The sequence below is a fragment of the Nocardia asiatica NBRC 100129 genome (genome assembly GCF_000308415.1).
GTDB classification, from domain to species: domain Bacteria; phylum Actinomycetota; class Actinomycetes; order Mycobacteriales; family Mycobacteriaceae; genus Nocardia; species Nocardia asiatica.
The window spans coordinates 72,295-98,280 of record NZ_BAFS01000250.1 but is presented as its reverse complement, the minus strand read 5'-3'; the positions used below and the strand labels follow the sequence as shown (position 1 = coordinate 98,280).

The window sequence follows — 25,986 nt, the reverse complement described above, 5'->3', positions numbered from 1 at the left end:
TCGGCATTCGCGCGACTCGCCGAACCCTCTCCCGCACACTAGCAACGTCCTGTATTACCGCGTGACGCGCGGGTCCGACAGACCACGCAAAATACCCCAAAGATTGACGGGCCGAGACTATTTCGACATCCACCATAAACCGTCACGGGTTACGGACGTGGTGTTGCGTTGTTGCACGACGCAGCGGGATTGACACCCCTGGAGGTGATCGCTACGGTCCAGCCATGACTGATGGGGGAGCTTCAGCCTCCGGCGCAAGCATTTCGGTTGTGCCAGAGAAGGTTAGAGAGGTTGGGCAATACACCTACGAGCTAGCGGAATCCTTGCAGTCCGCCCTGCGGTCCGTAGCTCAGGACGTCGCGGCTTTGCTCGACGGGGGCTGGTCTGGCGGCGCAGCGACCGACTTCTCCGCAGGGTGGTCCGAGGTCCGTGATGGGGGAAGTCAGATCATCACGGCGTTGAGGGAGATGGCTGAAAAGCTTGGTGTTTCCGCCCAAACCTACGAAAGCCGCGACTGCACCAACGCATCAGCGTTGAACACCTCCGCATCCAGCCTGGAGCTTCCGTGAGCGAGTTCACCGTCGATGTCGACCAACTGGACCAGATCGTCGCCAGGTTGTCCGGCCTGGCCGGATTCATCAGTGATCACCTCGACGACATCGACGACAAGGTAGCAGGACTCACCGGTACCGGTTGGGAAAGTGTTGCAGGCCGCGCATATTTCGAAGCGCATACGAAATGGGTCACAGCCGCGCGGGAGTTCGCGGAGGGCGTCCGTGACATGAGCGACGCCGCCCGCAAGGCACACACGAAGTACATCAACGCTGCCGAGGTCAACAAGCAGATGCTCAACGGCGGATAACGCCTATGGGGTGGACCATCGATTCCGGCATCTACTTCGATGCGGCCAAGAAATGCCAGCTGCTCGCCAGCGACATCTCTCTCGCGTTGGGTCCGTTGCTGTCCACGTTGGTCCACGAGTGCGGCGGAATGGCAGGCAACCACGAGAAGTGCCAGGCATGGATCACCGCCTACGACCAGTACGCCAGCGATATAGTCCAACTGACAGCGGCCCTGGCGAACGCACTGCAGCGATACGGCGATGTGCTTGCCGCCACCGGCTACAACTGGTGGCAGGCTAATCGCTCCACCGCCAGCGGCGCCGAACCGACACGTCCAACAGAGTCCGAACTGCTGTACGACACCGGGATGGACCTCCCTGCTACCGCGAAGGGGGACAACGGGTCCGGAATCGACAGCCCGATCACGGGTCTACTGGAGAAGGTCGGCAAGATCCCCAACGGGGACGTCACCAAGTTGCACACTGCCGCGGAGGCGTGGAAAACGTTCTCCGAGCACACGAACATCACCGGGGCCGCAGAGCGGATCAAGGGCATCAATGCCGAGTTCGCAGACAGTACCGACCCGAACATCATCGCGATCGAAGAGAAGCTGTCAACGCTGCGGAAGGCCGCGGAACTGTTGGCTCAGGCCGCGAAAGCGTTATACGGACCGGTCCAGGGACACTACGACGCTCTCGACAAAATGCGCTCCGACATCCAGAAAGCTGTCTCCGACGCCAACAAGGAGCTCGCCGCATCGATAGCTGTCACGATCGCGGTCGTCGGAGTCCTAGCCGTCGTAACAGGCGGTGTCGCCGCTGGGCCTGCCGCCGCCGGTGGCGCTGCGGTGACCACAGAAGTCGTCACGGCGACGGCAGCGGTTATCCGCACTGCTGTTCATGCCAGTGACCTCATCCACATCTACGAGGCGGTCACCTCCGTTGGTTCTGCCGGCTCGGGCGTGTTCTCGGCCATCCCCGACCTCTCTCAGGGCGGCACCAAAGCCGCTCTCGACGGTATCGCGGCAATGACCGTCAAGCTGACCGATGGCGGCAGTAGCGGGAACCAGTGGGACAAAGTGGAGGGTGCGAAGCCCAACCCGGCGAACATTACAATTTCTCAGAAACGACGGATCCATATCCTCGACGGCGACGGGAGTGACGACATCAACGGTGGTGGGCACGCGCCCGGGACTGGAATGCCCAACAAGACCGAGTTCCCCGACACCGACGATTGGGAAGACGACAAAATCATCGACCGAATAGTCGACGTCGCGAAGAACCCAGATCAACCGCCAGTCCTCCAGGACAACGGCAACTGGAAAGTCAACGGCACCCGCAACGGCGTCCAAATCGAAGTCATCGTCGCTCCCGACGGCTCAGTCGTGACCGGTTACCCCGTCGGTGGCGAGGGTGTAGTCAGGAACGACGCGAATGGTGACCCGATCAAATAGGCTAGGAGAGCGATGAATTCAGACAGGGCGGCACGAGAAGCGCGAAAGCGTCAGCGGGATCCGCAAGCTATCGAAGCCCGTAACCGGCGGCTGAACAAGATGAGCAAGGACTCGCGAGACCTTCTCGAGAGCGTCGCCGACCGTCTGCCTTCGGACCTGGTCGAAAGCTACCGGACCTATAGCGACGTTGGTGAGTGGGCGATGCTGGTCGACGTGCTGTGCGCCAGTCTGATCAAGCGCCGGATCCCGGTCACTGAAGCGGAACGCGATGCCGTGGCGAACGTGCTCGGCCAGTTCAATCTCCCAGTGGAGGGATACCGCTATCTCAACGATCCCCAAGGCGTGCTCTCGGAGCTTAACGTGGTCACCGCGTAGATCCTTGTGTTCTCGGTCGAGAATGCGTTCAGATGGGCTCGCGTCCAGGCCGTTCGGCATATGGCTGCGTGCGAGCGGACGGGCCTGCGGTGGAGCGAGACGACAATTACTGAGATCGTGACAGCCCACACCTCCCGGGCAGTTACCGTCGTTCCGTTTACCCAGGAGCCGAAGTTCTCAGTGGTGCCGACTGGGTCTGGTGGTGGGTGGACGGCGCGCGACGCTGGCGCGCTCGCAACGCGAGGTGCTTCGTTCCGCTGCTGCGGCGCTGGGCCTCCTGCCTGTATATGCGCTTTACCTCGGGACAGGTGACTACCGGAGGTGGGAGCGCTGCCCGGACGTTCACCGGAGCGGGCGCTGTGTCCATTGCGTCAAGCGCACTACTCCCTGATGCCTGCCCTGCTTGCAGACGAACTGCTTGTGAGTGACGCTGCGTCGACCTATGGGCGGTCTGTGGCACTGGAGGACATGTGGACACGGCCCCCGGCGAGCCCACCGCTGATACCGGCGCTCAACAAGCAGCTCGCACCGGAACTCTCGGACTTCCTACAGAATCGGCAGGACGGCACACGAGCAGTCGCCCGTTCGATGATCGACCGTGTTGAGAGCTCGCTCCGAGCAGTTCAGCGCAGTATCGACGAGTGTCAAAAGCGAGCACTATGGCGGTCATGAACAGCTTGGCCCGGTCTTCTACGACGTCCCCGACGACACGGGGCACTGGGGTCTAAGGTACTTCGAGCACACGCTCAACCCTCTGCGGCACGCTCCGCCCGGCTACGTCCTTGAGATCACCACGGGCGACTTCAACGAGGACCGCGTGATATCGAACCTGCCCGACAACGTCGCAGGCATCGTCGTGGTGCGAGTGCCGCAATACGAGTGAGCAGCAGCGGGTAGCCAGCCGAAAGCCCCGGGCTTCGATCTTCCCGAAGGTCATGACCTCGACAAATGTCGGGTGCATGTTTCATCGAGCGTCGCAGGTGCCGGTAATCGGCAGAACACACAACATATGCGCAACTGGAAAACGCTTGGTGATCTTGGGTACGTATCCCGCCTGACAGATCGTATGCCCTGCCGGAGTCGGTCAGGCGGCTTTAGCTGATGGTCTGGGCGAAGCGTGGTCTAACATGCGAACGGCGACGACCCGCGGTCGGCATCCTGCGGGGTCGTGGATCCGCATCGATCGGCTATATTCTGGTGGTGCCCAGCACGGGGGCGCGGCTCGATGTTGTGGGTCTCCGGCATGTCCTGCAACGAGTCTCAAGGATGCTTACGCTCCACACGTGTGCAGAGAAGCCGATTGTGTTGCGCAGGATCCATGTACCTGCCTCTGACTGCTGAGCCGGACAGCACGGAGGATGTGGCATGTCCGTGCTCGGACCTACCTCGCTCATGGCCTTGGTGCCTTGCGTTGTCGTGCTGACGAGGGCCGTTCGTGTAATAGTGATCGTGCGCACGGCGAAGTCCTTGGTGGAAGACTGTGATTCGGATCAACGAGCGGATTTGAGTGCGCGCTTGGTCGGTGTCCTGGCTGCGGGTCATCGGCCCTACCGGACCTCGCGCCGCCGCCGGACTGCGGCGCTTGGAGAAGAGCGTGACTAAGTCGTCGAACAGGGCTCAGACGGCAAGAATTTGTTCTGCTGCCACCGGCATAAGCTACGTCGAGAGTCAGAGGTGGTTCGATCAGGGGCTGATCAGCCGACAACGGCCGGTGCCTGAGGCATCGACCACAGATCAGAGGAGACTCGAAGCCATTGCGGCGCATGAACTGGCCGAAGCGTTTGGTGATAGCCAACTGGACGGAGCACTACTGGGGATCCAGAAGGCCAAATCCGTGCAAGAGGGATTCCTGTGGCTTGAGCCGCATCCCGCAATGGCGTATGCAGTTGTTCACCGACTCCTGCCGTACCACGACCATAACTATGGTGGACTACGGGGCGTTCCGGGCTTGCGTCCCCGCAGTCTCAAAGACGGACTGCTCGTGCTCGCCGATTCCTTGTCGACCGCTGGGCTAGTCCTTCGGGTGCCATCTGGCTTCTCCTTGCGACCCGTGTCATCCGACGACGGCCACTACGACGCGATCTGGCACGACCATCCCGACCCAATCCATGAGAAGGAAGATGACTATCTGCACAGTTGGTCGAGAACATTCGACACTCCCGGAGCGCACCGGCGTGACCTCGTCCTCAGCCGATTGCTGAGGAGGCCCGGAATACTGCGGCGGATAGGCACTACGCACGGTCTGGCGCACACGTGGTCGCACTGGCCCAGAGATATCGTCATTGCATGGTGCTGCGGTGCCTCTGAATCGGAGGTGAAATTTCGACTACGAAAAAGTGGTTTCACTGACGAGTTGGATGGCGTCGAGGTAGACGACCGCGAGTCAGAGCGTAGGATATGGTGGGGTGACACGGGGCTCGATTTGAGGCACGTTTCATGTTACGTGCCCGACGAGGATTGGGCGGGCAATATCGTTGCGAGCTACAAGATCGACGAAGTTCTGGGCAGGTATCCGTGGTTTAACCGCTATCCTCTGAACTTGCGAAAAATACGTACCGCCGAGCTTGAGATAATGACTCAAGCGTTGTTTACGAAGATGGGGTGGGGCGCGGCTGCCCCAAGCTCGGTCGACACGGGCGGAGACTTTGTCCTGATCGATGACTCGCCGGAGCACAGGATTTGCGTCGTTCAGGTCAAGCACGTAAGCAACGCGATAGGGGCAGACACGGTTCTATCATTCGTCGACCTCGTAGCCCGCAGGAAATTTTGCGAGGGGATCCTCGTGACAACAGGAGGGTTCACAGCGTCCGCTCGTGAATCTTCTCTTCGACACGATCGAATTCAATTGATTGACGGTGATGGCCTGGTGAAGGCGATGGCGGAGCACCTCGGTATCGGCTTGACTCTGTAAGGCTCCTCGGCTCCTCTTTACGTGTTTGGCTCTGGTCGGCCAGAGCTGCGGATCAGACCGCTCGGCTCGCCGCACCACGGTATGCGGGCAGGCCATCACGAAGCCGGTTTAATCTATGGCGCGCAGATCCTCATTCGATGGAACGGTCTCCGATGGCAACGTGGTCAGGAGAAGTTCCTGCGCTGGACCGCGCCCGTTGCGTGACGATGCGGTGTAGTTCAGTGTGACGGTTCTCCTCACGATCCGCCACGCCTTGGTGCCCAGTAGTTCCCGGCTATCCTTGTCGGGATGCATGCGCTTCGCGGCGTAGAGGGCGTCGTCCTTGAGAAGGCGCGCGTCAAAGTCGTAAGACAAGATCCACCGGAACTGAATGTGGCGACGCAGGTATTCCGCGAGCCTTTCGTGTTGAAACATCGACACCCAGTCAAGGTCAGCCTCAGCGGAGTTGTTGGTCGAGTCGAACGAGCGCCGATAAAGCTTGCCGGACTTCGAGAGGTACGGGGGATCAAGGTAGGCGACCACACGGTTCGGGAGCAATGTCTTGTAGTGAGACGCAACCCCGCTGAGGGTTTCCCGCCAGTCGGCGCGCCAGACATCGATGATGCGGCCGGTGTCGTAGAGGTGGCCGACATAACGGAGGCGCTCGGTGAGGGGCTCTAGGTTGAATCGGCACCCGATTCCGTAGGCGGAGGTCTGGGCGCGGCCGCCGATCGGCCCGGCTTGTCCGTGCAGGATTCCGGAGAACGTGGTCCGATTCAGGAACAGGCACTTCGTCGCGAGTTCCAAGTCGGTCGCTGCCCGGCTGCAGCCGGGGGCAGGATTCCAGAATCGCCAGTGGTCCCAGCGCTCAAGGGCGGTCGCACCGCCGGGCGCGATAAAGCGTTTGTGCTCATCGGTGATACGGTCGATCAGTTCGTCGGTACGTCCGGCAGCGACCTGCCAAAATGCTGCTACGAGAGGGTCGGCATCCGCCAGGAGTGCTCGATCGACGATGCCGGCGCCGACAAGACGCAAGGCGGTCGACGCGCCGCCGGCGAACGGCTCGACGAGCAGTTCGACGCGGTGAACCTGCTGCGAGGTCTCGGCCGCAGTAATCATTTCGCCGATGACTGTTGCCAGGCCGCCCTTGGCCCCGGGATAACGTAGCGGGCTCTGGTATCGGCCCCGTGCGAGCGAGTGCTCGATCGTCGCGGGCGCAGCGCTGATCTTCCGGGGCTGGTCGGCGATTGCAACGAGGTTCGGATCGGGACGCTGTTTGGCGCTCGCGCCAACCACTCGGTTCACCTGGAATAAGTTATCGGGTTGTCGGCCTGAGCATCGAGACCGAGTCTTTTGGTCGCAACGAGGCGAAGGACGTCCGTGCCGACACCGATCGGGAAGGCAGCCTTGCCGTGCGCGGCGGCGACAGGAATGATCCCATCGATGTACATCGAGGAACCTGTTCGGTCGATGACGTCAAGGATGGCGGGCAGTGTCGGGTAGTTCTGGGGGTCACTGAGCCCGCCGTTGGTGTCGTAGGGAGATCCAGTTGGCGGCATAACGGTAGGTACGACAATGCGCCCGTCCAGCGTCCGGTAGATGAACTTGCGACCCCAGTAAGTCTCCTTGCCGTATCCAAGAGCGTTGGTCGCGTTGGTGACGCGGCCGATGATGTCGGCGTCGCAGACGAGGAGATCGCCAGGGGCAAGAATGTCGTGTCGAGCGAGTTGGCGGGCGTAATCGACCATTGCGCCGGTCTTTTCCAGGCCGCAGACGTACGGGGCACTCCGGGGTGAGGCCTTGGCCATGTGCTGGAAATACTCCAGCGCCCAACCCCTCAGCTTTGCCGGGGGCCCGTACATCGCGAGCGGGCCATCGACGATGAACAGTGTCTGCGGCAGGATCTCCCTGCGAGACTGCCCCCACAGCAGAGTCGCAAGTCCCACCAATACGAGGAGTTCTACCACGGACATCAGGCGACTCAGGGCTGACTGGTTCGTTCCCTCTTCCCCCACCTCTTCGTGAATGCGTAGCACGTCGGTCGGGAACAAGTGCTCGCCGCACGCGTGGCATTTGACGCCGGCTGGGGGCACCGGGACATCCTTTTGGCAGTCCCGTTTAGGGCAGTTGACCGGAACGTGTGGGGCTGGATCTCCCGGTTTCCCGTGGAGCATGAACAGCAGGTCGAGGAGGGTCTGATCGAGCCGGTTCACCTCGATCTTTTTGAGTCGAAAGAGCTGATCAATCGCTTCACGCCAAGAGGTCGCGATGTCGACACCTTCACGCGTATAGGCGCCGGCGACGGGAAGGTCCAGGGTGACCAACGCGGAGTTCACGGCCCGGTTGATCTCGTAGGGGTCGACGAAGCGCTCTGCCTTCTGAGTTTCCATGATCCCCAGGTCGACGTATGCGGCAGCTGCTTGGGCGAATCCGTAGTACACGGATGGCAGGCCGTCTCTGATCTGCTCGACGACGTACGACCCGTCGACGGCGATCGCCGAGGTGAGCTGGACTTCTGACGCCGGGAAAGCAAAGTCCGTTCGCGTTCGGATTCGCTTCCTCACCTCATCGAGGCCACGGAGCGCCTCGGCGGGGACGTGGAACGTGCGCTGGTCAGCGACTGCGCGGACTGCGGCCGTGGAGTGGCTCAATCGCGAGGCGATTTCGTGGGTGCCGACGACCGTCTCATACGGCATCAGAAGAGCACCTCAGTAAGCAGTGGCGAGTCGCCAGCGGTCGCCCGTGCCTGGTTGACGAGCTCGGTGTCGTAACGATCAATCTGGACTGGAACAATATAGGGCGACGAGAGCGTCTTGAGGCGTACGTAGCCCCGATCCTCGGCGGAGAGGATCGCATCGGCAAACGACCCGAAGTCGTAGAATTTTCCGAGCTCGCTGAGCTCCTTGGTGTTGTTGAGGTGGGCGACAACCCAGTTTGCGGTATTCGCCTTGACCTGGTGGGCCACCCCCGACACTTCTTGGGTGGCATACGTCATGCCGAGGTTGAGTTTGCTCGCCTCCTTCGCGAGCTTGATCCATACATCTGCGTCGTCCTTGTACCGGTCGCTCGCGAAGAGGTTGTGCGCCTCCTCAAGCATCACCTGGATCGCTGGTGGTTCGACATCGGCGCCCGAGGTAAACACCTCCGTCTGCTTCGCAAGGATGCGGCGAACGATGTTCTCGCTCAGAACGCGGGTGATGACTGGCGTGCCGACGTGAAGGTCCACAATGACGATACGGCCCTGGACCAGCTCGGTATAAATCTCTTCGGCAGGGTCGCGTTGGGTATCCGGATTATGGAAGTCCTTGAGTTCGATCAGGTTTCGCCACCCACGGACACGGCCCGAAGAGCCCGAGGTTGAGCCTGTGTAGATGGGCTCCGTCGACTGCCAGCGAATGTCGTCGCAGAACTCATCGGCCTTCGTGTTCCCGGCGTCTCGAAGGGCGAGGATCGCGTCGATCACGGGGCGGATGTCAGCGGTCTGAATTCTCCAGAGCCGCCCCGCTGACTTGAAGGGATCTTTTCCGATATGTCCGGTGATGGCAGCACGTAGGTCCCTATCCATGCTGATTAGGACAGAGTATGGGTAATTGGTGCCAGTGTTAAATTCTGGTACCGGGAAGGCCGCGCGGAGCAGGCATCCGTAGAGCAGGAGTCGACCGCGCTGGGCGCGTGTCGTCTGTGAGTAGTCGTTTTTGACGTCGCCGAACTGAGTTGAGGCAAAATCGTTTACGTATCCCGATGATCCGTCAGACCGGAGCTTGTCGGCGATGAGGCCTTGCACAGCGTCGATCTGCTCAGGGTCGAAGAAGTTGATTCCGAGCGGACGGACGTGAGGCTGCTCATTATCGGCCCCGAACTTGAAGATGCGGACGTGTCGCTCCCCGATCGCGGCGATCTCGGTCCCGTCCTGGGAATTCGGGTTGGCGTACTCACCTTGTGGGTCGAAGATGACCTGACCAATGGGCGTCTTGCCCGCGGCACGGCGATCCTCGGACACCATGAACGTTCGCGCGATGATGGTCTTTGCTGTGTTCGACTTACCCATACGAGTCATGCCGAGGAGGGCGGTCTTGTTTCCGATGAAGTCGTGGATGTTGACCTCGACCGCCGCATCTGCCTGCTTGGACGCCTTCGCTCGTCTACGGGTGGCGGAGTAGCGAACGGCACCGATGCGCACCCGCTTCACTTCGCGATCCGTCGGTTTGAGGTAGGAAGCAATCGTCGACAACCCCTCGCCGACTGGCTTCAGGACCCGGTAGGTCGAGGTGGCGTAGAAGTTATCGACATCGGCGCCGAACTCCAAGACTTTCTCCCCGTCGACGTCGTCCTCGTAGAAGGTGCCCAAGACCTTGCACTTCAGACCGGTGAAGGAGACCCGGTTCCGGGTGAACGGATCCATCTCCACATCGAGGACCGCAGATGGCGACGGGTCTTGCTTGCGGGACAACGCGGCCCGGAGGGACTCCTCTCGGACTGCGTGGAGGTCAGCTTCCATGCTGAGCGCGGCGGTACCTTCGACTCGAAGCAGGAGCACCTCGTCGTCGTCGACCTCGGGCGTGTTGATGTCCTGTGCGGTCGCAAGGAGATAGGAGAACCGTGGGATGCCGCCCGCTTCGAACTTCCAGCGGTCATGGGTGAGCACGATCGCCTCGTTATAGTCGAGGCGGTAGATAGCCCCAATCCTGGTCGATCGATCATCTGCCAGCAACTGGGACTGCAGCAAGGAGCCGGCGCCAACGCCGGGGATCAGCTCGGTCATGTGTCCTCATGGAACGGGTGAACGGTGACGAGGTTGAGAGTGCCACAGTCCACCGACAGCAATGATGGAAATCCCCGCGGTGGTCGGTCGCGACTCACCATCCCCGATGTCGTTATGCTACAACGTTTTTGAAGGGCATGTCCGGCTTCGTATCGATGGGGTGATAGTGATCCACTGGAGCGCCCTTGCCGGCAGCAGGCGTATGCCGCGTCGGCGCACGCGAGCCCCATACGCGCACTGCATCGGCCGCGCCCGATCGGGTCAAGTCCGGGGGCGTGGTGTATTTGGGCGGTCACTGCATGATCCGGTTGTGGGTCAGGCGGTGAGGGCGGCTGGGGCGGTTTCCTCCTGTTCGTCGGTGTCGGTCAGCCCGCGGGAACGGGCCAGGACGTCGAGTCCGAGGTAGCGGCGGCCTTCGATCCATTCGTCGTGTTGTTCGGCCAGGACCGCGCCGACGAGACGGATGATCGCAGTGCGGTCGGGGAAGATGCCGACGACGTCGGTGCGGCGGCGGATCTCTTTGTTCAGCCGTTCCTGTGGGTTGTTCGACCAGATCTGACGCCAGATCTGCTTGGGAAAGGCAGTGAATGCCAGCAGGTCCGCTCGCGCTGCGTCGAGGTGGGCGGCGACTTTCGGCAGCTTCTCGGTCAGCGCGTCGAGCGTCCGATCGTATTGTGCTGCAACCGATTCAGTGTCGGCTTGGTCGAACACCGAGTGCAGAAGGGTGCGGACCCAAGGCCAGGAGGTTTTCGGGCAGACGCTCATCAAGTTCACCGTGTAATGGGTGCGACACCGCTGCCAGGAAGCACCCGGCAAGGTCGCCCCGATCGCGGCGACCAACCCGGAGAGGGCGTCGGAGGTGACGAGCTGGACTCCGCTCAGGCCGCGGGCGACCAGATCACGGAAGAACGCCAGCCAGCCGGCGCCGTCCTCACCGGAGCTCACCTGCAGGCCCAGGATTTCTCGGTAGCCCTCGGCGTTGACGCCGGTCGCGACCAGGGCGTGGACGTTGACCACACGGCCGCTCTCCCGCACTTTCAGCACCAGCGCGTCGGCGGCGACGAAGGTGTACGGGCCTTGGTCGAGGGGGCGGGTGCGGAACGCTCCGACCTGGGCGTCGAGGTCGCGGGCCATCATCGACACCTGCGATTTGGACAGGCTGGTGATGCCCAGTGACTCGACCAACTTCTCCATCCGGCGGGTGGAAACACCCAGCAGGTAGCAGGTCGCCACCACCGAGGTCAGCGCTCGTTCGGCGCGTTTGCGGCGTTCGAGCAGCCAGTCCGGGAAGTAGCTACCCTGACGCAGTTTCGGGATCGCGACATCGATCGTTCCGACGCGGGTGTCGAATTCACGGTGGCGATAGCCGTTCCGGGAATTGACCCGCTCGCTGGACCGTTCGCCGTAGTCGGCACCACACAGGGCGTCGGCCTCGGTGCTCATCAGCTGCTGCACGAACATCGACACCATCTCCCGCAGCAGGTCAGGGCTGTTGACGGCGAGTTGATCGGCGAACGACTCACTCGCCTCGATAGGCTTGATCCTGGTCATCGCGTGAACTTCTCCTTCGTTGAGCTTGGCGGTTCAAGAAGGATCACGCGGTGACCGCCCACTATCCGGCTACGACACGCTCAGGCATTCGCGCCGAAGCCGCTGGTACACCACTCTGCTGGACGCAACCCCCCGCCACCCCTACGTGCTGCGCTACTACGTGCACCACCAGCAATGCCACAAACGTATGTTCGGCAAAACCCGTAAGGGCTACGGCTACTACACCTGCCAGCCGCAACTCGACCGCGTCGGCAACCCCGAGGCGTACGCCGACCACCCCCCGACGGTGTACGTGCGCGAAGACGCGCTACTGGAATGCGTACAAACCTTCTTCAATGAGCGCGTGTTCGGTCCCGACCGCGCCGTGCTGCTACGCCACCAACTACGCGACCACGACTCCAGCGACCGCGACGACATCCAACAGCAGATCGCCGCGATCGAGAAGGCAGTCGCCGAGATCACCCGCCGTCAGAACAACCTCCTCGACGAGCGCGAATCCCGCAGCTTCTCCAGCGGTGACGAGACAGCTGACGCCTGGGCCGGACGACTGCGTCACCGGTTCGCTGAACTCGAACACGAACGCCGAACCAAGAACACCGCTCTGGAGGCACTGCGCGAACAGGCCGCCCGACGACCACCGAACGAGCCCGACCTGATCGAAGACCTACCCCGACTCGCGCTGCAACTCACCAACGCCCCCGACGCCCTGCAACGCGACCTGTACGAGGCGTTCGGTCTCAAGATCGTCTACGACCACAACGCCAAACGTGCCACCATCCACGCCACACTGACCACGGAGACACTCCCCGCCGCCGCACAAGCCACCGCCGCGCTGACCGCACTTGCACCCCCGGAGCCCGCCGTCGAGCCGCCGCCAGCATCAAACCAAACCAGCACACGGCCCGTCACAGGTAGGGCAACAACTGAAAAAGTTGCCCATGTTGGTGGTGCCCTCGGCAGGATTCGAACCTGCGGGGAGCACTGATCAGTTACCGCTGGTCAGGTACCCTGAAATGCGTTCTGACCTGCGGAAACCCCACCGGACAAGATCGGTCACAAGTAGTCATAAGTGGCCATGTGATGACTCCTGAAGGGAACGCCAAGGGAACGCGGAGACCCGAAGGAACACGATCATGGCAAAGAAGACCGCTCGCCGGAGCTGGGGCACCTGCAAGAAGCTGCCGAGTGGACGCTACCGGGCGAGCTACGTCGGACCCGATGCCATCACCTATGCCCATCCCGGCGGCACCTTCAGCGCGAAGGTCGACGCGGAGGGCTGGCTCGCGCAAGAACGCCGGAAGATCGACCTGGGGACATGGCGGCCACCGACCGTGGAGGCCCAGAGCGGGCAGACGCTGAAGGACTACGCGGCCGACTGGCTGGCGCATCGCGACCTGAAACCGCGAACCCGTGGGCTCTACGAAGACCTACTGCGGCTGCACATCAACCCGGCGCTGGGGGACCGCGAATTGGGGTCTATCCGTCCTGCTGACGTTCGGCGCTGGTATGGGCAACTCCAGAGCGGGAAGACCCGCCGCGCCCACGCCTATGCGCTGTTGCACGCCATCTACTCCACCGCTGTCGCCGACGAAGTCCTGGAGGCGAACCCGTGCCGGATCAAGGCGGCCATGCGTACCAAGCGGCGACGCACGATCAACGTCATGACGCCCGCCGACCTGGTCGATTTGGTGACAGAGCTGCCGGAGCACCTGCGCCTTGCGGTATTGGTGACGGCATGGTGCGGGCTACGCCCAGGCGAGTTGAAGGAGCTGCGACGCAAGGATTTCCGGTCGCGGGGACGGGCGATTCGGGTTGAGCGAGCAGTGTCCTACCGCGCCGGGCGCAGGTGGGTGGACACCCCGAAGGCGGAGAGCTGCCGGACCGTCACGATTCCGCCGCATCTGGTGCCGCTGGTGAGGGAACATCTCTCGCGCAACGTCGGTCCGAACGTGGATGCGTTGGTGTTCCCCAATGAGGAGGGTGAGTACCTCAAGGACTGGACGCTGCGGAACTGGCTGAACCGCGCCAGTGAGCGGACCGGCAAGCCTCGCGTCACGCCGTACACGTTGCGTCACTGCGCGGGCACCTGGACGGCTCAGAGCGGGGCGACGCTGCGTGAGTTGATGGACCGACTCGGGCACGTCACCCAGAACGCGGCGCTGCTCTATCAACACACGGCTGCCGGGCGCGATATCGAAATAGCCCGCCGCCTGAGCGAGCTGCACAACGGCGGTTGATTTCGGAATTGAAATAGGGGCAGGTTGACACGTAGGCATCAGAATGCTGTTGACAAACCTACGTGTCAATTCGCCTTTCTCGTGGTGAGACGAAGCTGTTACCCCACCGATGCAGATTTCCCCGGGAAATCGTCCCGCCGTGTCCGCTAACCTGGCGAAAGTCCAATCGGGACTTAGTACGGTCAGAGTTTTTGGAGTTTCGAATGAATCCGCATGTTACCCAGCGGCCTCGCTACGTCTTCTTGGCGGAAGCGGCGGCCTATTCCGGGGTCTGCACCAAGACGCTCAGGCGATACATCGCGGCGGGGAGAGTGCACGCCCACCGCTTCGGACCACGCCTCATCAAAGTCGACCTCAACGAAATCGACGGCCTATTGCGCCCGCTGAATGGGTGAGGCCGAATGAATGGCGAAACCCCCCGCACCGCTGAGCACGAGGGGAATCACTATCCGGCCGACCAAACCGATATCGACGAGGGTACGCGCGTCTGCCGCGTCCGGCACGGTGTTCGTCTGCGTCGGCGCCGCTGGGGCGATGGCCGATTCTTCGCTACCCACCCTTATGTCCGGACGTATACCCGCGCGCCGACCGATTCGGAGATGGCCGCGCTGACCGAGGCGCTGGGCGTCCGACCCGTCGGTGAGATTCAGGTTGCCCGCGATGGGACGCGCGTCTTCGTCGGATCGTTCCGGCTACGCGGTGGCGTCGGCACACACCAATCAATAGAAGCTTCAACCCGAAAGGGACAACATGAGTAATTACGGTCCACGGATCGAACCCGGTTTCTGGGACGACGATCGAGTGCAGGAATTGATGCAAGGTGACGATGCCGACCGTCGTGCGTTGTTGATGTTGCTGGAGGTGCGGTCGTATTGCATGGCGGCGGAGTCGGACGGCTTCATCGGAACCGTGGCGTTGCGGAGGGCGTCCGTCCATCCCGATCCGCAAGCGGGAGCCGCGCGGCTGGAGGGTCTAGGGCTCGCCGAGAAGGTGATGAGAGACGGACGCGAGGGTTGGCAGATCGACTGGAGTGACCAGCTGACGACGGAGAAGATCAACAAAACGCGCCGGGACAAGGCCGACTGGGATCGGCATCTGCACGGTAACCACGCAGCATGCGGCAATCACAGGGGCTACCGCTGCCATACCAACGGCGACTACAAGCGCTACATGGCCAATCTAGGTAATCATCTAGATCACCTAGACGAAAAGACTGACTCGACTCGACCTGACTCGACCCGACCCGAGAGGGGAGTGGGAGATGTCAGGGATGAGGAGAGAAAGAGAAACTCCTCCTCGACCGACGAGACGGACTCCGCGCTGGCGCGCTCCGCCGCTCGCGGCTCGTCGTCGCCAGGCAGCGGTTCCGGCGCGCCAGACATGGGTAGTGATGATCCTTGGGCTGGCGAGGACGAGGACTTCGACTTCGACGACTGGGAGACCGCCGACGTTTCCGCCGAGGTCTTCGAGCAGGCGCTGGAGCGGGAGCTGCAACTCATCGAGAAGCACTATCGCGCGGTCCCGGACTCGGTGGAGTTCAAGATCAAGGGCACGATGATCGAAGCGCGTCTGGTCGAGCCGCTGTGGCGCGTTGTGAAGAACTGGGCCGACGCGACCCCCTACGACAGGGCGCGTATCGACGCAGCCGAAGAAGTGGTGCTGGCGGTCTTCGACAACTTTGCCGGTGTGGAGTGGGACGAGGACAGCGATGGCTTTCCGTACCGCGCCAGGATCACTACTACGCGACGGAGCAGTATCGTCCACGACCTCGATGCGATGCTGTCAAAGATGGCCGGAACCTGCGCCGAACGGAAGCGGGAAGCGCGGGCCGTCGAGAAGGCGATGTCCGAACTGGCGGCGCTACCGGTGGACGCGGCAACGATCACCGAAGCCGGGGCAATGGTGGAGGTAAATCGGGACGGCCTGTGGGTGGAGATCCGCTTCGCTGGCAGGCTGCCGCAACTGTGGCGCGCGTTCAGGGATACCGGAGACCTCCCCGCGCACGATCGTCAACTCTTGGCGGCGGCGGCGCGGATACGACGGTCGTTTTCGATGCCCCCCACCCCCGACGACGACTACGACTGGACGGTGTCCCTCATCACCGACGGGCGAGCGGGCATCGAGGAGGAAATTCGCGGCAGGCTCGCCGAAGCGCTCGAGCAGGCGCGCCGGGAAGCGGAAGTGGGGGTCGGGTGATCAGTAGCGATCCGCCGGACGCGCACAGGTCAGGGGCTCGGCGTCCCAATCCCAGTCCAACGGGGTCGAGTACCCGCCGGAGCGTCCGTCGTATTCCTCGTGGATGGCGACCTTGCCCCAGCGTCTGCCGTCGTACACCGCGACGCGATCGGGGATGTCGGTCCATTCGTCGTCACCGAAGAGGATGCGCATGGGGGTGGCCTTCTCGAAGAGGGGATGGTCGGGGTTCCGCGCTCCAGGATAGCCGAGAAATCTCAACCTTTATCTAGGTTTACTCTACAACGCCAATTATCCATCTGGTAACCCAAGACCAATTCAAGGAGAAGAAACAATGACCGAACAGTTCGACGTGGAGGGCATGTCCCAGAACATGGCGCAGAAGATCAACGCGGTGATCTGGCACGGCATCGAGCGACTGAGCGACACCGACCGCGCTGAACGCATCGCGGAGGGCGACGGCACCCGCACGCACTTCGATGGGGATGACGTGGTGTTCACGTGGGGGCATCACGTCGACGGGACACCGAAGTTCTTGTACCGGATCGAGCGCGCGAAATTGCTCGACGAGTCGGTGACCGTGGAGGACCTCCACCTGCTCGATGACATTCCGGATGACCCGAGCGCGCTGGGATAGCGATTCCTGCCCCCAGAAGCCCGCTGGAGCGATTTCTCGCCACGGGGGGTAGGTCCGTACCTCAGCCGTCTCCGAGGGCGCTACGGCAAATCATTCCCCGAGTTATGGTTTGATCTTGGTGCCCTCAGACCGCTGGAAGCGCTCACGGCAAATCCCTCTTCGAGGCGGAGTTTGATCTTGGCTCTTCGGCTGGCCCGACAGCAAACCCTTACCCCCTAGTGGTATAATCATTCACAAGCTCGGCATCCGCACTGCTTCGGCGTAGACCCGGACGGATCGGTCGCACGAGCACCGGCATCCCCAGCCCGGACGGGTCGGACCACCCCCTACCAGCTGCCGTCGCCGCGAACACAGCCCGAAACCGAGGGCTCTATTCGACGCGCGCACCGAAGGGGATGCCAAATATGAGCAACGACATTCTGCGCAGATACGCAAGCCTGGACGGGGCCACCGGCCGGACGATTCACGGAGTGGCGATTCCGTACGGCGAAGTCGCCGAGGTGCGTGACGGCTACGGTCCGCCCTACAAGGAGAAATTCCTGCCCGGCGCGTTCACCCGCAGCATCCAAGAGCGCGGCCGGAAAGTGCGCCTCATGGCGATGCACAACACCAGGTCGTTCCCGATCGGGCTGCCGGTGACGCTCGCGGATACCCCCGAAGGGTTGGCGGTCGCCTTCCGCATCTCCGACACCGTGGCGGGCAATGATGCCTTGGCGTTGGTGCGCGATGGCACTGTGACCGGTTTTTCGGTCGGGTTCGTACCCATCAGGTCGCGCACCGTGGACGGCGTCGTGGAGCGTCTGGAGGCGTCGTTGCGCGAGGTGAGCCTGGTGACCGAACCCGCCTACGAAGGCGCGCAGGTGGCCGGTATCCGCAGCAAACAGCAGGTGCCGCGAATTGTCACCGCAGACCACGCCCGTCGCGTGATGGCCTTCCTGGACCTGCTGCCGTAACCCTTCTTCTTTGACACACGTAGGACCACATCATGAACAAGAAACTATCCATTGCGGAAGCTCGCGCCGAGTTGACGAGCTTGAAATCCGAAGCGTCGGAGATCATGACCCGAGCCGGCGGTGCCGATCTCATCGACGACGACGCCACCCGATTCGACGAGATCACCGCTCGGGCCACCGAACTGTCCGAGTACATCGAAGAGACCGCCGAACGCTTGGAGCAGCAACGCCAGTCGATGATCGACCGGTATCAGCGCGGTGACTACATCTCCGGCGACGGTGCCCGCCAGGACCACCTGCGGCGCAAGCCCGAGCCCAAGCGCGAGCTCGCGGGCGCGAAAATCCTCACCAGGGAGCAGAAGCTCACCGACTGGAGCCGCGACAACGGGCACGCCGACGAGTTCGCCGGGGAACAGCCCAATTTCGACCGCTGGCTTCGCGGCGTCAGCACCGGCGACTGGCACGACGCACCACTGGAGCGCGCGTTGGCCGAGGGAACCAACAGCGCTGGCGGCTACGTCGTTCCCAGCCCCATCGCCAACCAGGTGCTCGACCTCGCCCGCAACGCCACCCGCGTCGTGCAGGCAGGCGCTCTCACAGTGCCGATGACCTCGCAGACCCTGCGCATCCCGCGACTGGAGAACGAAGCCGCGCCGTCGTGGCGGAACGAGAACGCCGCTGTGCCGGAAGTCGATCTGGTATTCGGCGCGGTCACCCTCCAGGCCCGCAGCCTGACCCGTATGGTCAAGATCAGCCGCGAACTCCTCGAAGACAGCGACCCCAGCGTCAGCGATGTCATCGCGCGGTCGTTCGGCGCTCAGCTCGCCTTGGAGCTGGATCGGGTCGCCCTGCGCGGCAGTGGAACAGCACCGGAGCCGAGGGGTCTACTCAACACAAGTGGAATCACGGTCACCAGCCACGGAGCCAACGGCGCGGCGCTGAACACCTACGACTGGTTCCTCGACGCGATCGGTGTGGTCAGGGCATCGAACTATGAGCCCTCGGCGGTGATCCTTGCGCCACGGTCGATTACGTCGCTGTCGAAGCTCAAGGATTCGCAAGGTGCCTACCTCGCACCGCCCGCCGGTCTGCCGCCGATCCTGCCGACGAAGCAGGTACCGACGAACTTGACGGTCGGAACCAGCAACGACACCTCGGAAATCTACGTCGGGCAGTGGAACATGTTGGCGATCGGCATCCGCACTTCCTTTGCGCTGGAAGTACTTCGGGAACGGTTCGCGGACAACATGCAGGTGGCGTTCCTTGCGCATATGCGAGCCGATGTCGCCGTTCTCCAGCCCGCGGCCTTCACCTTCGATGTGGGCGTTCGTCCGTGAATGTGAGGTTGCTGCAATGCGATTCGAAGACGTCGTACGGATGTGGCGGCTCAACCGCGAGGACGCCGAACGGGAGTTCTACGAAGACCTCGACGCCGAGAAGCGCGAAGGTATCCCGGTGGAGTTGTGGCGGGCGCTGCCGGATTCGGGACCGGAAGGGTGAGCGCTATGTACATCATCGAATGCCGTTCGCTCACGTGGACGCCGGATGCCGATACGCCGGAATGGTTGCGCGGCAATACCTTCTGGTGGACGAGGCATATGCCCGACACTGCGGTGACATGAGAAGGATTCCGCTATCCCCTGGGTTTTCCGCCATTTTCTCGGGGGGGTAGCGGATGCGGTACCGCTGCGGTTTTCCTGCCGGGGGTGTTCCTGCAAGTTCTACCCCGGATTCCTTTGACGCGGCGGTGTTCGCAAAAGTGGTGGGCTATTTCGAAAGGGCCGGGGTTTTCGTCCGGTTCCCCTCGGTCCATCGGGTAGCCCACCACCCCGTGATGGAGTGTGAGAGCTGATGCAGCACAACGGCAGAAGGCAATGCCACCACGGTCAGCGCTGTGGTCGCACGGTTCGACACCTGCCGCTCCACCGCCTGCTGCGCCTGCGTGAACAGGCAGCACGCGCCGGGAACGAGGCAGCGGTTGCGGTGCTGGACAGGCTGATCGCTCAGCGCGACACCGACACCGACACCGACGATCCGACGCCGACTGCGAAGTACACCATCGAGCCCATGCGCTCACCCGATGGTCTGCCCTGACCTATAGTGCCTGCCTGTGCACTGCCACCGTGGCTGCCTGCGCCCTGTGCCTGTGGTGCCTACGCTGTTGGTTGGTGTGCCGTGATTCGAAGCACGATTTGCGCTGCGCAGCGTTGACACCCACCCGCGTACGTCGTCGATGTCAATAGTGCAAGCTTGTAATTTGACCCGTAACCGTCAATGCCCGTGTAAGGAAAATTTCTGACGCGCGTCCACTGCCGACCGACCGAGACATTATCGGAATCGATTTACGGACCTGAGCGTCATCGACTCAAGCCGCGTCGGCGTCCGGGCCGTCCGGCGAAACCCACAGGCAACCCCCTGCCCCCTGGGCGCGACAACCGGCCGGTCGTAGGGAGGGGGGAGGTCTTCGCCGAGGTGAGAGAATGAGACGATGAGACGACAGACCTGTCGGGCCGCCTCTCTCCGGGGATCGCGATTTCTGGGATCGATCTTGAAAAAGTGCTTCTGACCTGCAATTATGCATATGCATATTGACGCCGCAGGGGGCAGGCCGACCGCGACCGCGATGCCGACCTCGGTCCAACTCATCGCGCGCACCTCGACCACGCGGTGACCCCTCGGGGAGTGACCGACCAGCCGGAAGCGTGCGCCGACGAACCGTAGACGTCTCGTGGCGCTACGTAGCGTCGATGATCGCAGTGATGGCGGTTGCGTTGGTATAGTCCTGACCGCGTATTCGGGCGATGCTGATCGCCATGACGTCGCGCATGTTCTCCACGGCCTCGATGTGCTCCAAGATCACGGCGTCTACCGAGTTCTCGCCGCTGGTGGCCTGGCTGAAGAACTTCTTGCGCAACTGCTCGGCCATGTCGAAGTCACCGAACCCCGTGACGTTCTTGGCCTGGTCGACAAGTTGAAGCATGCCACGCAGGTCATTGATGCGGTTGACGCACGCTTTCAGGCATTCCTGGGCCGCCGTCTCGTCATCGAGATACAGTTCCCCCGCTCGCGCCTGTCCCGCCAGACGAGCCCAATGCCCGCCGACACCGTCGCCCACTTGGTTCCCCCTTCCTACTTCGGCATCACCGGCACAAGAACCTGAGCAGCCTGATCGAGAGCCGCGCACGGGTCGGCAGGGCCATCTTTCCCCGGCCACCCCAGCAGCGCGATCTGGAAGATCCCCTGACTGGCCGGAATGATCAGATCGCACTTGAGGTTCTTGGTGGTGCCGTTGACGCGGAACTGCTCACCACTGCGGCCCGCAACCGTCACCGGCCGGAAGTCGACGTTCTCCGGCTTGCTCTTGAAGTAGTCGACCCCCTTGGCCGACGAGTACACCGTGAGCCCGTACTGCGTGCCCTTCCAGGCGCAGATCTCCCACCCAGATTGGTGCACGCCCCCGATATCGCTCTCCTTGCTGGTCGGGTCCAGCCCGAGGGTGCGCACGCTCGCGTCCGAGATCTCCGAGCACGGATTCCACAAGGCCGCTGGCGCTGCGCTCGTGCTGGTCGACGATGCCCCGCTGGTGTCGTCCGCGCAACCGGCCAATACCGGCCCTGTGACCAATAGTCCCACCATGAGGATTGCGCTTGCGATCGGCCGCATGCCTTCCCCCGCTTCCTAGTACGCCGCTCGGTCGTCTCCGGCGACTATACCGGCGGCGCGATCTGACGGCTGCCTGCCCGCGATCAGCGATCAGCGTCCCAAGGGGTTGACCTGAAACCCGCCTCACGCATATCCCGCTTTGCTTCTTCGATGAAGTCGTCAGTCTGCGCTTGGAGTGTCTCCAGATAGGTTGCGGTCTCGCGCTTCGCATCGTCCTCGCTATAGCGGTCGATGCCGAAATGGTCGCGGAAGACTTCGATGAAGGCATTCAGCTCTGCTGCCGCAGACTTGAACGTTACTGGCCTAGCGAGAGGTTGCGTGGTCGTCCTCATCAGCTCCTGGAGGGCTCGGTACACGCGAGTCGCCGACTGCATGATCGGTCCCGGCGCTTCCAACTTGAGGTCGCTGTACGCCTTGCCGACTCGCTTCATTTCGTCGACCTGTGTCTCGGCGAACATGGCCTTCGCCATCGCATTCGGATCGACCTTGCCGGTCCGATCGTTGAGAGCGTCACGGAAAACGTTGAACACACCCTTGACGTCCAACGATGCGGAGAGGACCTCCTCGCAGGTGCCTGCGAATGCCGAGCACGCTTTGCGAATCCGCTCGTCACTCTCCTTCTTGTCCTCTCGCGACTCGGTGCGATTCATCTTCTTGTCTTCGAGTTTCGAAGCTCGGCGATCGCTGATCCAGCCGTTGATGCCTGTGCCGAACTGGGTGAGTATCGCGCCGCATGCAGCGCCGGGTGCGAAGGCTTGCCAGAAGCTCCACTGCGTCAGGAAGTCTGGAACCAAGTTCATGCAAGAAGCGTACTGAGAGCAACCGACACGCGACGTTCGAAACGGCACCGACGCTTCCATCCGATGTGGAGGCTACGGCTCGTAGTCGAGCAGGCCCACCGTTGTCTCGTCCCAGTGGAGGAGTAGGTCGCCGAGCGTAGTCTCCGTGCCATCTTCGAGCCTGACGATGAAACCGGCCAAGTCCTCGCTCGGTCGGCCGTCCTCTATGACGACAAGCTTGCGAACTAGCTGTGTCTTGACCACATCTCCGTTCGCGCGTGTCAGCCGGAACCGCATCGGCGGCGAGACCTCCACAAACCCGTAAAGAGTCATTGCTTCTCCTCGTCAGTGCTCGCCGGAACGTGCCCGTCAGGTGCTCTTACGATGCATATCGGAATGCCGACCCGATCGTTAGACCCCCGCCCCAAAAGGAACGGCAGGGGAACGACTCTTGCCGTTACCCTGCCTGACCTGCAACAATATGGTGCGCCTCCGTGAATCCCTTTCAAGTTTTCCCGCCCCGTTTGCGCGGCTGGTTCGGGAGTTGGGGGAGGAGCTGGAAGTTGAAGTCGAGGGCGCTGAGCTGGGAGTTTGTAATAAACACGGCGATGATGTGGCGTATCGACCGAACCGGAAGTTGCAGCCGAACGAGGTTGCGGCGTTGGTGGAGCGGTATCGGCATGGGGCTTCGATGATGGAGTTGGCGGCAGAGTATCGGTTGCATCGGAACACGGTCGAGGCTCACCTGCGGCGCGCTGGGGTGGCGAAGCGGCCGATGGTGAAGATGACCGAGTCGTTGGTGGAGCGAGCGACGAGGCTGTATGTCGAAGAGTCGTGGACGACGGCGCGAATCGGCAAGGAGTTCGGGGTAGATGCGAGCACGGTAGCGAAGGCATTGAAGCGAGCAGGGGTGAGGATGCGACCAGCGGCCGCGGAGCGTGGGAATCAGGGAGAGAACGAGTTGGATTAGGCGGCGGTTCATTGCAACCGAGCGTGGAGCCCGAAAGATGGCGAGCGTCTACGTAATCGGCGGACTTACCCGGCTGGCGCGGGTAGCGTAGCCGTGACATCTTAAGCAGCATCAGGCGTGGCGATGGGCCGGGTGCATAGAGAAGGGGGCGGCGTCCATGACGCTCGATTGGTCGAGCATCGGAGCCAAGACTTCCACCCCGTTGGTCCGGCCGCGCGACATCTTCAACGCGCTCCCGAAGCCACCGTGGTCCTACCTGCGACAGGAGCAGGGCGAGGTGCTGGAGAAGTGGTACGCCCAGCGCGATAACCACGACAACGTGATCAAGCAGAACACTGGCGGTGGAAAGACAGTCGTCGGGTTGCTGATCGCCCAGAGCACCCTCAACGAGGGTGCGGGCAAGGCTGTATATCTGGCTCCCGATACGTATCTCGCCGCCCGTGTTCGCCAGGAGGCGTCGGCCCTCGGGCTCGCGGTCAGCGAGTCACCGAACGATGCCAGCTTCCGCGGCGAGCGCTCAATTCTGGTCACCACTTTCAAGACCCTGGTGAATGGGAAGTCTCGGTTCGGCGTCTTGGGCGACGGACGTGACCCTATTGACCTGGGCGTCGTGATAGTCGACGATGCACACGCGGCTCTGGCGGAGGCTGAGAAGCAGTTCCGGTTGACGATCCCAGAGTCGCACGACGCGTACACCGAGCTGTTGAATCTGTTTGAGGATGACCTGAAGCTCCAGTCGCTGAAATCCTGGAACGACATCCTGAGCCGCGATTATGCAGCGCTACTGCGCATTCCTTACTGGGCGTGGTCAGATAGGCATGAAGATGTGTGGGCTTCGCTGTATCCCCACCGGTTCAAGGACGAGTTCAAGTTCGAGTGGCCACTGATATCCGAGGTGCTTAGATTATGTGCTGCGACAGTTACTTCTCGCAGTATTGAGATTCGCCCCCCGGCCCTTCCGATCAGCGTGATCCCGTCCTTCGTTCACGCGAAACGCCGTGTCTACTTGACCGCAACGTTGTCTGACGACAGCGTCCTTGTCACTGACATGGATGCCGACCCTTCCACTCTCACACGAGTGATTACACCAGGTAGCGCTGCAGATCTCGGCGATCGCATGATTCTGGCGCCGGTTGCATTAAATCCCTCGCTCGATGATGAAGCTGTGCGAATCCTCGCCCGCCAGTTCGCCGATGGCGACCGTGACGGCGACGGCGTAGCGGATGCTGACCCCGTGAATGTTGTTGTACTGGTTCCGAGCAAACTGGCTGCAGAGCGTTGGGGTGCCTACGCTGACGTGACTGCTTTCGTTGGTGATCTCGAAGACACGGTAGAGACACTGAAAACATCGCATGTGGGCCTCGTGGTGTTGGTCAACAAGTATGACGGGGTCGACCTCCCCTACGATGCCTGCCGACTGCTGATTCTGGACGGCGTACCCGAGCCTCTGGACGCGACCGAGCGCCGCGAGGCAGCTGTTCTTGTACAAAGCCAAGCACGTCGAATTCGAGCGATTCAGCGCATCGAGCAAGGGATGGGTCGGGGTGTCCGCGCAGCAGATGACTACTGCGCGGTGCTGTTGATGGGTGCGTCCCTCGGAATGACGGTCAGCGAATCGCAGCAACGTAAGCACTTCTCGCCAGCGACACGCATCCAGCTTGATCTCAGCGATGATATTGCCCTACAGATCGAGCATCAGGGTCTGGATGCAATCCGAGTCGCCTTAATCGCCTGCCTTACTGAAGATCCGAACTGGGTTGCGCGCAGTCGCCATGCCCGTGCGGGAGTACTGTATGCCGACACCGGACTTGTTCGGCCCGAGGCAATCGCGATTCGCGAGGCTTTTGACTCGGCCGCCTGCGGACAAATCCGCGCGGCAGCCGATCGACTCCAGCGGGCGATCAACGACACAGGCGACATAGCCCTGCGGGGCCTGCTACGCGAACAGCAGGCAACCTATACCCACCTCATCGATCCCAATCTTGCACAGCAGCAACAACATGCGGCTATTGCCGACAACCCGCTGTTACTGCGGCCGGCATCTGGGATCAATCCGACCAAACTTCGCGCAACCGCTACCCAGGCGCGTGCTGCCGCCGAATTCTTGCGAGGGTCATACACCAATCCGACGCAGTTGGTCCTCGGCGTCCGAGCCCTTTTCGATGAGATTATCTGGGGTGACGAGAATCGAACCAAGCAGGCGGAAGCTGCGTGGCAGCAGATCGGATGCCACCTCGGATTCGTCTCGGAACGGCCTGAGCAATTGTACGGCACCGGCCCGGACAACCTATGGCTGCTTGACAACGCCCGACATGCGGTTATCGAACTGAAGACAGGTTGCAGCACAGACACAATCGCCAAGAAGGATGCTGACCAGTTGGGCGGCAGCGTGCGGTGGGACCAGAAGGAGTATCCAGATGCATCGCAGCTGCCCATCATGCTGCACCCCAGTTCGGCACTCCATCACGATGCAACCGCCGTCGACGGCATGCGGGTTGTGACACCTGACAAGCTTGATGAGTTTAAGCAGGCAGTGGCCGGCTTTGCTGTGGCACTTGCTGATGGCCTTGGCCGGTGGGGAGATGAAACTGCGGTCGCGACACAACTGGCTCAGTACAAACTTAATGCAGGCACGCTCTTTGCCACTTTCTCGGTACCTGTTAGACGTCCATAAATTGACA

The 25,986-nt window shown here is 62.0% G+C and carries 26 protein-coding genes; 17 read left to right on the top strand and 9 right to left on the bottom strand.

The features are described 5' to 3' along the window. Nucleotides 1–224: 224 nt before the first annotated feature. The 6 genes from ON27_RS24740 (at nt 225) to ON27_RS41535 (ending at nt 5,581) form a co-directional block, all read left to right on the top strand. The gene (locus tag ON27_RS24740; protein ID WP_043732574.1) at nt 225–569 is read left to right on the top strand and encodes a WXG100 family type VII secretion target; all 345 of its coding nucleotides are present in this window, start codon (nt 225–227) and stop codon (nt 567–569) included. Then, nucleotides 566–862: a WXG100 family type VII secretion target gene (locus ON27_RS24735; RefSeq protein ID WP_043732571.1), complete on the top strand. Its 297-nt coding sequence runs from the start codon at nt 566–568 to the stop codon at nt 860–862. Before ON27_RS24740 ends, ON27_RS24735 begins: the two co-directional genes overlap by 4 nt. Nucleotides 863–867: 5 nt before the next feature. After that, complete coding sequence (locus ON27_RS24730) at nt 868–2,295, top strand: EndoU domain-containing protein (RefSeq protein ID WP_043732568.1); 1,428 nt, start codon at nt 868–870, stop codon at nt 2,293–2,295. A 99-nt stretch (nt 2,296–2,394) separates the two neighbouring features. Then, nucleotides 2,395–2,670, top strand: coding sequence for a hypothetical protein (locus tag ON27_RS24725; protein WP_043732565.1), 276 nt, complete (start codon nt 2,395–2,397; stop codon nt 2,668–2,670). A gap of 598 nt (nt 2,671–3,268) precedes the next feature. Beyond that, complete coding sequence (locus ON27_RS44890) at nt 3,269–3,553, top strand: hypothetical protein (protein ID WP_043732562.1); 285 nt, start codon at nt 3,269–3,271, stop codon at nt 3,551–3,553. Nucleotides 3,554–4,264: 711 nt separating this feature from the next. Then, a complete protein-coding gene (locus tag ON27_RS41535) occupies nt 4,265–5,581 on the top strand; it encodes a restriction endonuclease (protein WP_157227327.1) in 1,317 nt (438 codons plus the stop codon). A 108-nt stretch (nt 5,582–5,689) separates the two neighbouring features. Here ON27_RS41535 and ON27_RS24710 read toward each other — a convergent pair whose 3' ends face one another. The 4 genes from ON27_RS24710 to ON27_RS24695 form a co-directional block, all read right to left on the bottom strand. Continuing rightward, complete coding sequence (locus ON27_RS24710; RefSeq protein WP_043732558.1) at nt 5,690–6,865, bottom strand: DNA adenine methylase; 1,176 nt, start codon at nt 6,863–6,865, stop codon at nt 5,690–5,692. After that, a complete protein-coding gene (locus ON27_RS24705; protein WP_043732556.1) occupies nt 6,862–8,256 on the bottom strand; it encodes a hypothetical protein in 1,395 nt (464 codons plus the stop codon). The genes ON27_RS24710 and ON27_RS24705 overlap by 4 nt, the downstream gene beginning before the upstream one ends. Further along, complete coding sequence (locus ON27_RS24700; protein ID WP_043732553.1) at nt 8,256–10,322, bottom strand: helicase HerA domain-containing protein; 2,067 nt, start codon at nt 10,320–10,322, stop codon at nt 8,256–8,258. The genes ON27_RS24705 and ON27_RS24700 overlap by 1 nt, the downstream gene beginning before the upstream one ends. Nucleotides 10,323–10,637: 315 nt before the next feature. After that, complete coding sequence (locus tag ON27_RS24695) at nt 10,638–11,873, bottom strand: IS256 family transposase (RefSeq protein ID WP_043732550.1); 1,236 nt, start codon at nt 11,871–11,873, stop codon at nt 10,638–10,640. A 19-nt stretch (nt 11,874–11,892) separates the two neighbouring features. Between ON27_RS24695 and ON27_RS24690 the strand changes: the two genes are divergently transcribed. The 4 genes from ON27_RS24690 to ON27_RS24675 all read left to right on the top strand — a co-directional run bounded on the left by ON27_RS24690 (nt 11,893) and on the right by ON27_RS24675 (nt 16,306). Then, a complete protein-coding gene (locus ON27_RS24690) occupies nt 11,893–12,858 on the top strand; it encodes a hypothetical protein (protein ID WP_157227326.1) in 966 nt (321 codons plus the stop codon). 148 nt (nt 12,859–13,006) lie between these two features. Further along, nucleotides 13,007–14,110, top strand: a complete 1,104-nt coding sequence (locus tag ON27_RS24685; RefSeq protein WP_043732545.1) for a tyrosine-type recombinase/integrase — start codon at nt 13,007–13,009, stop codon at nt 14,108–14,110. A gap of 203 nt (nt 14,111–14,313) precedes the next feature. Further along, a complete protein-coding gene (locus ON27_RS41530; RefSeq protein ID WP_083887793.1) occupies nt 14,314–14,505 on the top strand; it encodes a helix-turn-helix transcriptional regulator in 192 nt (63 codons plus the stop codon). A gap of 355 nt (nt 14,506–14,860) precedes the next feature. Continuing rightward, the gene (locus tag ON27_RS24675; protein ID WP_157227325.1) at nt 14,861–16,306 is read left to right on the top strand and encodes a hypothetical protein; all 1,446 of its coding nucleotides are present in this window, start codon (nt 14,861–14,863) and stop codon (nt 16,304–16,306) included. Here ON27_RS24675 and ON27_RS24670 read toward each other — a convergent pair whose 3' ends face one another. Then, entirely contained in the window at nt 16,307–16,498 is a 192-nt protein-coding gene (locus tag ON27_RS24670) for a hypothetical protein (protein ID WP_043732537.1), read from the bottom strand. A 139-nt stretch (nt 16,499–16,637) separates the two neighbouring features. Between ON27_RS24670 and ON27_RS24665 the strand changes: the two genes are divergently transcribed. From ON27_RS24665 to ON27_RS24650, 5 genes are all read left to right on the top strand, one after another. Continuing rightward, nucleotides 16,638–16,940 (top strand): hypothetical protein, encoded by a 303-nt coding sequence (locus ON27_RS24665; protein WP_043732534.1) that lies wholly within the window; start codon nt 16,638–16,640, stop codon nt 16,938–16,940. A gap of 404 nt (nt 16,941–17,344) precedes the next feature. Further along, entirely contained in the window at nt 17,345–17,893 is a 549-nt protein-coding gene (locus ON27_RS24660) for an HK97 family phage prohead protease (protein WP_043732531.1), read from the top strand. A 32-nt stretch (nt 17,894–17,925) separates the two neighbouring features. Further along, nucleotides 17,926–19,230: a phage major capsid protein gene (locus ON27_RS24655; RefSeq protein WP_051046970.1), complete on the top strand. Its 1,305-nt coding sequence runs from the start codon at nt 17,926–17,928 to the stop codon at nt 19,228–19,230. A 16-nt stretch (nt 19,231–19,246) separates the two neighbouring features. Beyond that, on the top strand, nt 19,247–19,393 hold the full coding sequence (locus tag ON27_RS43130; protein ID WP_157227324.1) for a hypothetical protein: 147 nt from the start codon (nt 19,247–19,249) through the stop codon (nt 19,391–19,393). Nucleotides 19,394–19,744: 351 nt separating this feature from the next. After that, on the top strand, nt 19,745–19,987 hold the full coding sequence (locus ON27_RS24650) for a hypothetical protein (protein ID WP_043732529.1): 243 nt from the start codon (nt 19,745–19,747) through the stop codon (nt 19,985–19,987). A gap of 640 nt (nt 19,988–20,627) precedes the next feature. Here the strand turns inward: ON27_RS24650 and ON27_RS24645 are convergent. The 4 genes from ON27_RS24645 to ON27_RS24625 all read right to left on the bottom strand — a co-directional run bounded on the left by ON27_RS24645 (nt 20,628) and on the right by ON27_RS24625 (nt 22,668). Continuing rightward, a complete protein-coding gene (locus tag ON27_RS24645) occupies nt 20,628–21,008 on the bottom strand; it encodes a hypothetical protein (protein ID WP_051046969.1) in 381 nt (126 codons plus the stop codon). A gap of 14 nt (nt 21,009–21,022) precedes the next feature. Next, complete coding sequence (locus ON27_RS24640; protein ID WP_083887792.1) at nt 21,023–21,556, bottom strand: DUF3558 domain-containing protein; 534 nt, start codon at nt 21,554–21,556, stop codon at nt 21,023–21,025. Between the two features lie 83 nt (nt 21,557–21,639). Next, nucleotides 21,640–22,356: a hypothetical protein gene (locus tag ON27_RS24630; protein WP_043732523.1), complete on the bottom strand. Its 717-nt coding sequence runs from the start codon at nt 22,354–22,356 to the stop codon at nt 21,640–21,642. Nucleotides 22,357–22,428: 72 nt separating this feature from the next. Next, the gene (locus ON27_RS24625) at nt 22,429–22,668 is read right to left on the bottom strand and encodes a hypothetical protein (RefSeq protein WP_043732520.1); all 240 of its coding nucleotides are present in this window, start codon (nt 22,666–22,668) and stop codon (nt 22,429–22,431) included. A 211-nt stretch (nt 22,669–22,879) separates the two neighbouring features. Between ON27_RS24625 and ON27_RS43125 the strand changes: the two genes are divergently transcribed. Both ON27_RS43125 and ON27_RS24615 read left to right on the top strand, forming a co-directional pair. Beyond that, nucleotides 22,880–23,305 (top strand): hypothetical protein, encoded by a 426-nt coding sequence (locus ON27_RS43125; protein ID WP_157227323.1) that lies wholly within the window; start codon nt 22,880–22,882, stop codon nt 23,303–23,305. 157 nt (nt 23,306–23,462) lie between these two features. After that, nucleotides 23,463–25,979, top strand: a complete 2,517-nt coding sequence (locus ON27_RS24615) for a DEAD/DEAH box helicase family protein (protein ID WP_043732515.1) — start codon at nt 23,463–23,465, stop codon at nt 25,977–25,979. The last annotated feature ends 7 nt before the right edge of the window (nt 25,980–25,986 follow it).

Bases quoted from the DNA above. Each gene is read 5' to 3' on its own strand.
- ON27_RS24740 (WP_043732574.1), top strand. From the start codon at position 225: ATGACTGATGGGGGAGCTTCAGCCTCCGGCGCAAGCATTTCGGTTGTG.
- ON27_RS24730 (WP_043732568.1), top strand. From the start codon at position 868: ATGGGGTGGACCATCGATTCCGGCATCTACTTCGATGCGGCCAAGAAA.
- ON27_RS24725 (WP_043732565.1), top strand. From the start codon at position 2,395: ATGAGCAAGGACTCGCGAGACCTTCTCGAGAGCGTCGCCGACCGTCTG.
- ON27_RS24705 (WP_043732556.1), bottom strand. From the start codon at position 8,256: ATGCCGTATGAGACGGTCGTCGGCACCCACGAAATCGCCTCGCGATTG.
- ON27_RS24700 (WP_043732553.1), bottom strand. From the start codon at position 10,322: ATGACCGAGCTGATCCCCGGCGTTGGCGCCGGCTCCTTGCTGCAGTCC.
- ON27_RS24695 (WP_043732550.1), bottom strand. From the start codon at position 11,873: ATGACCAGGATCAAGCCTATCGAGGCGAGTGAGTCGTTCGCCGATCAA.
- ON27_RS24685 (WP_043732545.1), top strand. From the start codon at position 13,007: ATGGCAAAGAAGACCGCTCGCCGGAGCTGGGGCACCTGCAAGAAGCTG.
- ON27_RS41530 (WP_083887793.1), top strand. From the start codon at position 14,314: ATGAATCCGCATGTTACCCAGCGGCCTCGCTACGTCTTCTTGGCGGAA.
- ON27_RS24675 (WP_157227325.1), top strand. From the start codon at position 14,861: ATGAGTAATTACGGTCCACGGATCGAACCCGGTTTCTGGGACGACGAT.
- ON27_RS24670 (WP_043732537.1), bottom strand. From the start codon at position 16,498: ATGCGCATCCTCTTCGGTGACGACGAATGGACCGACATCCCCGATCGC.
- ON27_RS24665 (WP_043732534.1), top strand. From the start codon at position 16,638: ATGACCGAACAGTTCGACGTGGAGGGCATGTCCCAGAACATGGCGCAG.
- ON27_RS24660 (WP_043732531.1), top strand. From the start codon at position 17,345: ATGAGCAACGACATTCTGCGCAGATACGCAAGCCTGGACGGGGCCACC.
- ON27_RS24655 (WP_051046970.1), top strand. From the start codon at position 17,926: ATGAACAAGAAACTATCCATTGCGGAAGCTCGCGCCGAGTTGACGAGC.
- ON27_RS43130 (WP_157227324.1), top strand. From the start codon at position 19,247: ATGCGATTCGAAGACGTCGTACGGATGTGGCGGCTCAACCGCGAGGAC.
- ON27_RS24650 (WP_043732529.1), top strand. From the start codon at position 19,745: ATGCAGCACAACGGCAGAAGGCAATGCCACCACGGTCAGCGCTGTGGT.
- ON27_RS24640 (WP_083887792.1), bottom strand. From the start codon at position 21,556: ATGCGGCCGATCGCAAGCGCAATCCTCATGGTGGGACTATTGGTCACA.
- ON27_RS24630 (WP_043732523.1), bottom strand. From the start codon at position 22,356: ATGAACTTGGTTCCAGACTTCCTGACGCAGTGGAGCTTCTGGCAAGCC.
- ON27_RS24625 (WP_043732520.1), bottom strand. From the start codon at position 22,668: ATGACTCTTTACGGGTTTGTGGAGGTCTCGCCGCCGATGCGGTTCCGG.
- ON27_RS24615 (WP_043732515.1), top strand. From the start codon at position 23,463: ATGACGCTCGATTGGTCGAGCATCGGAGCCAAGACTTCCACCCCGTTG.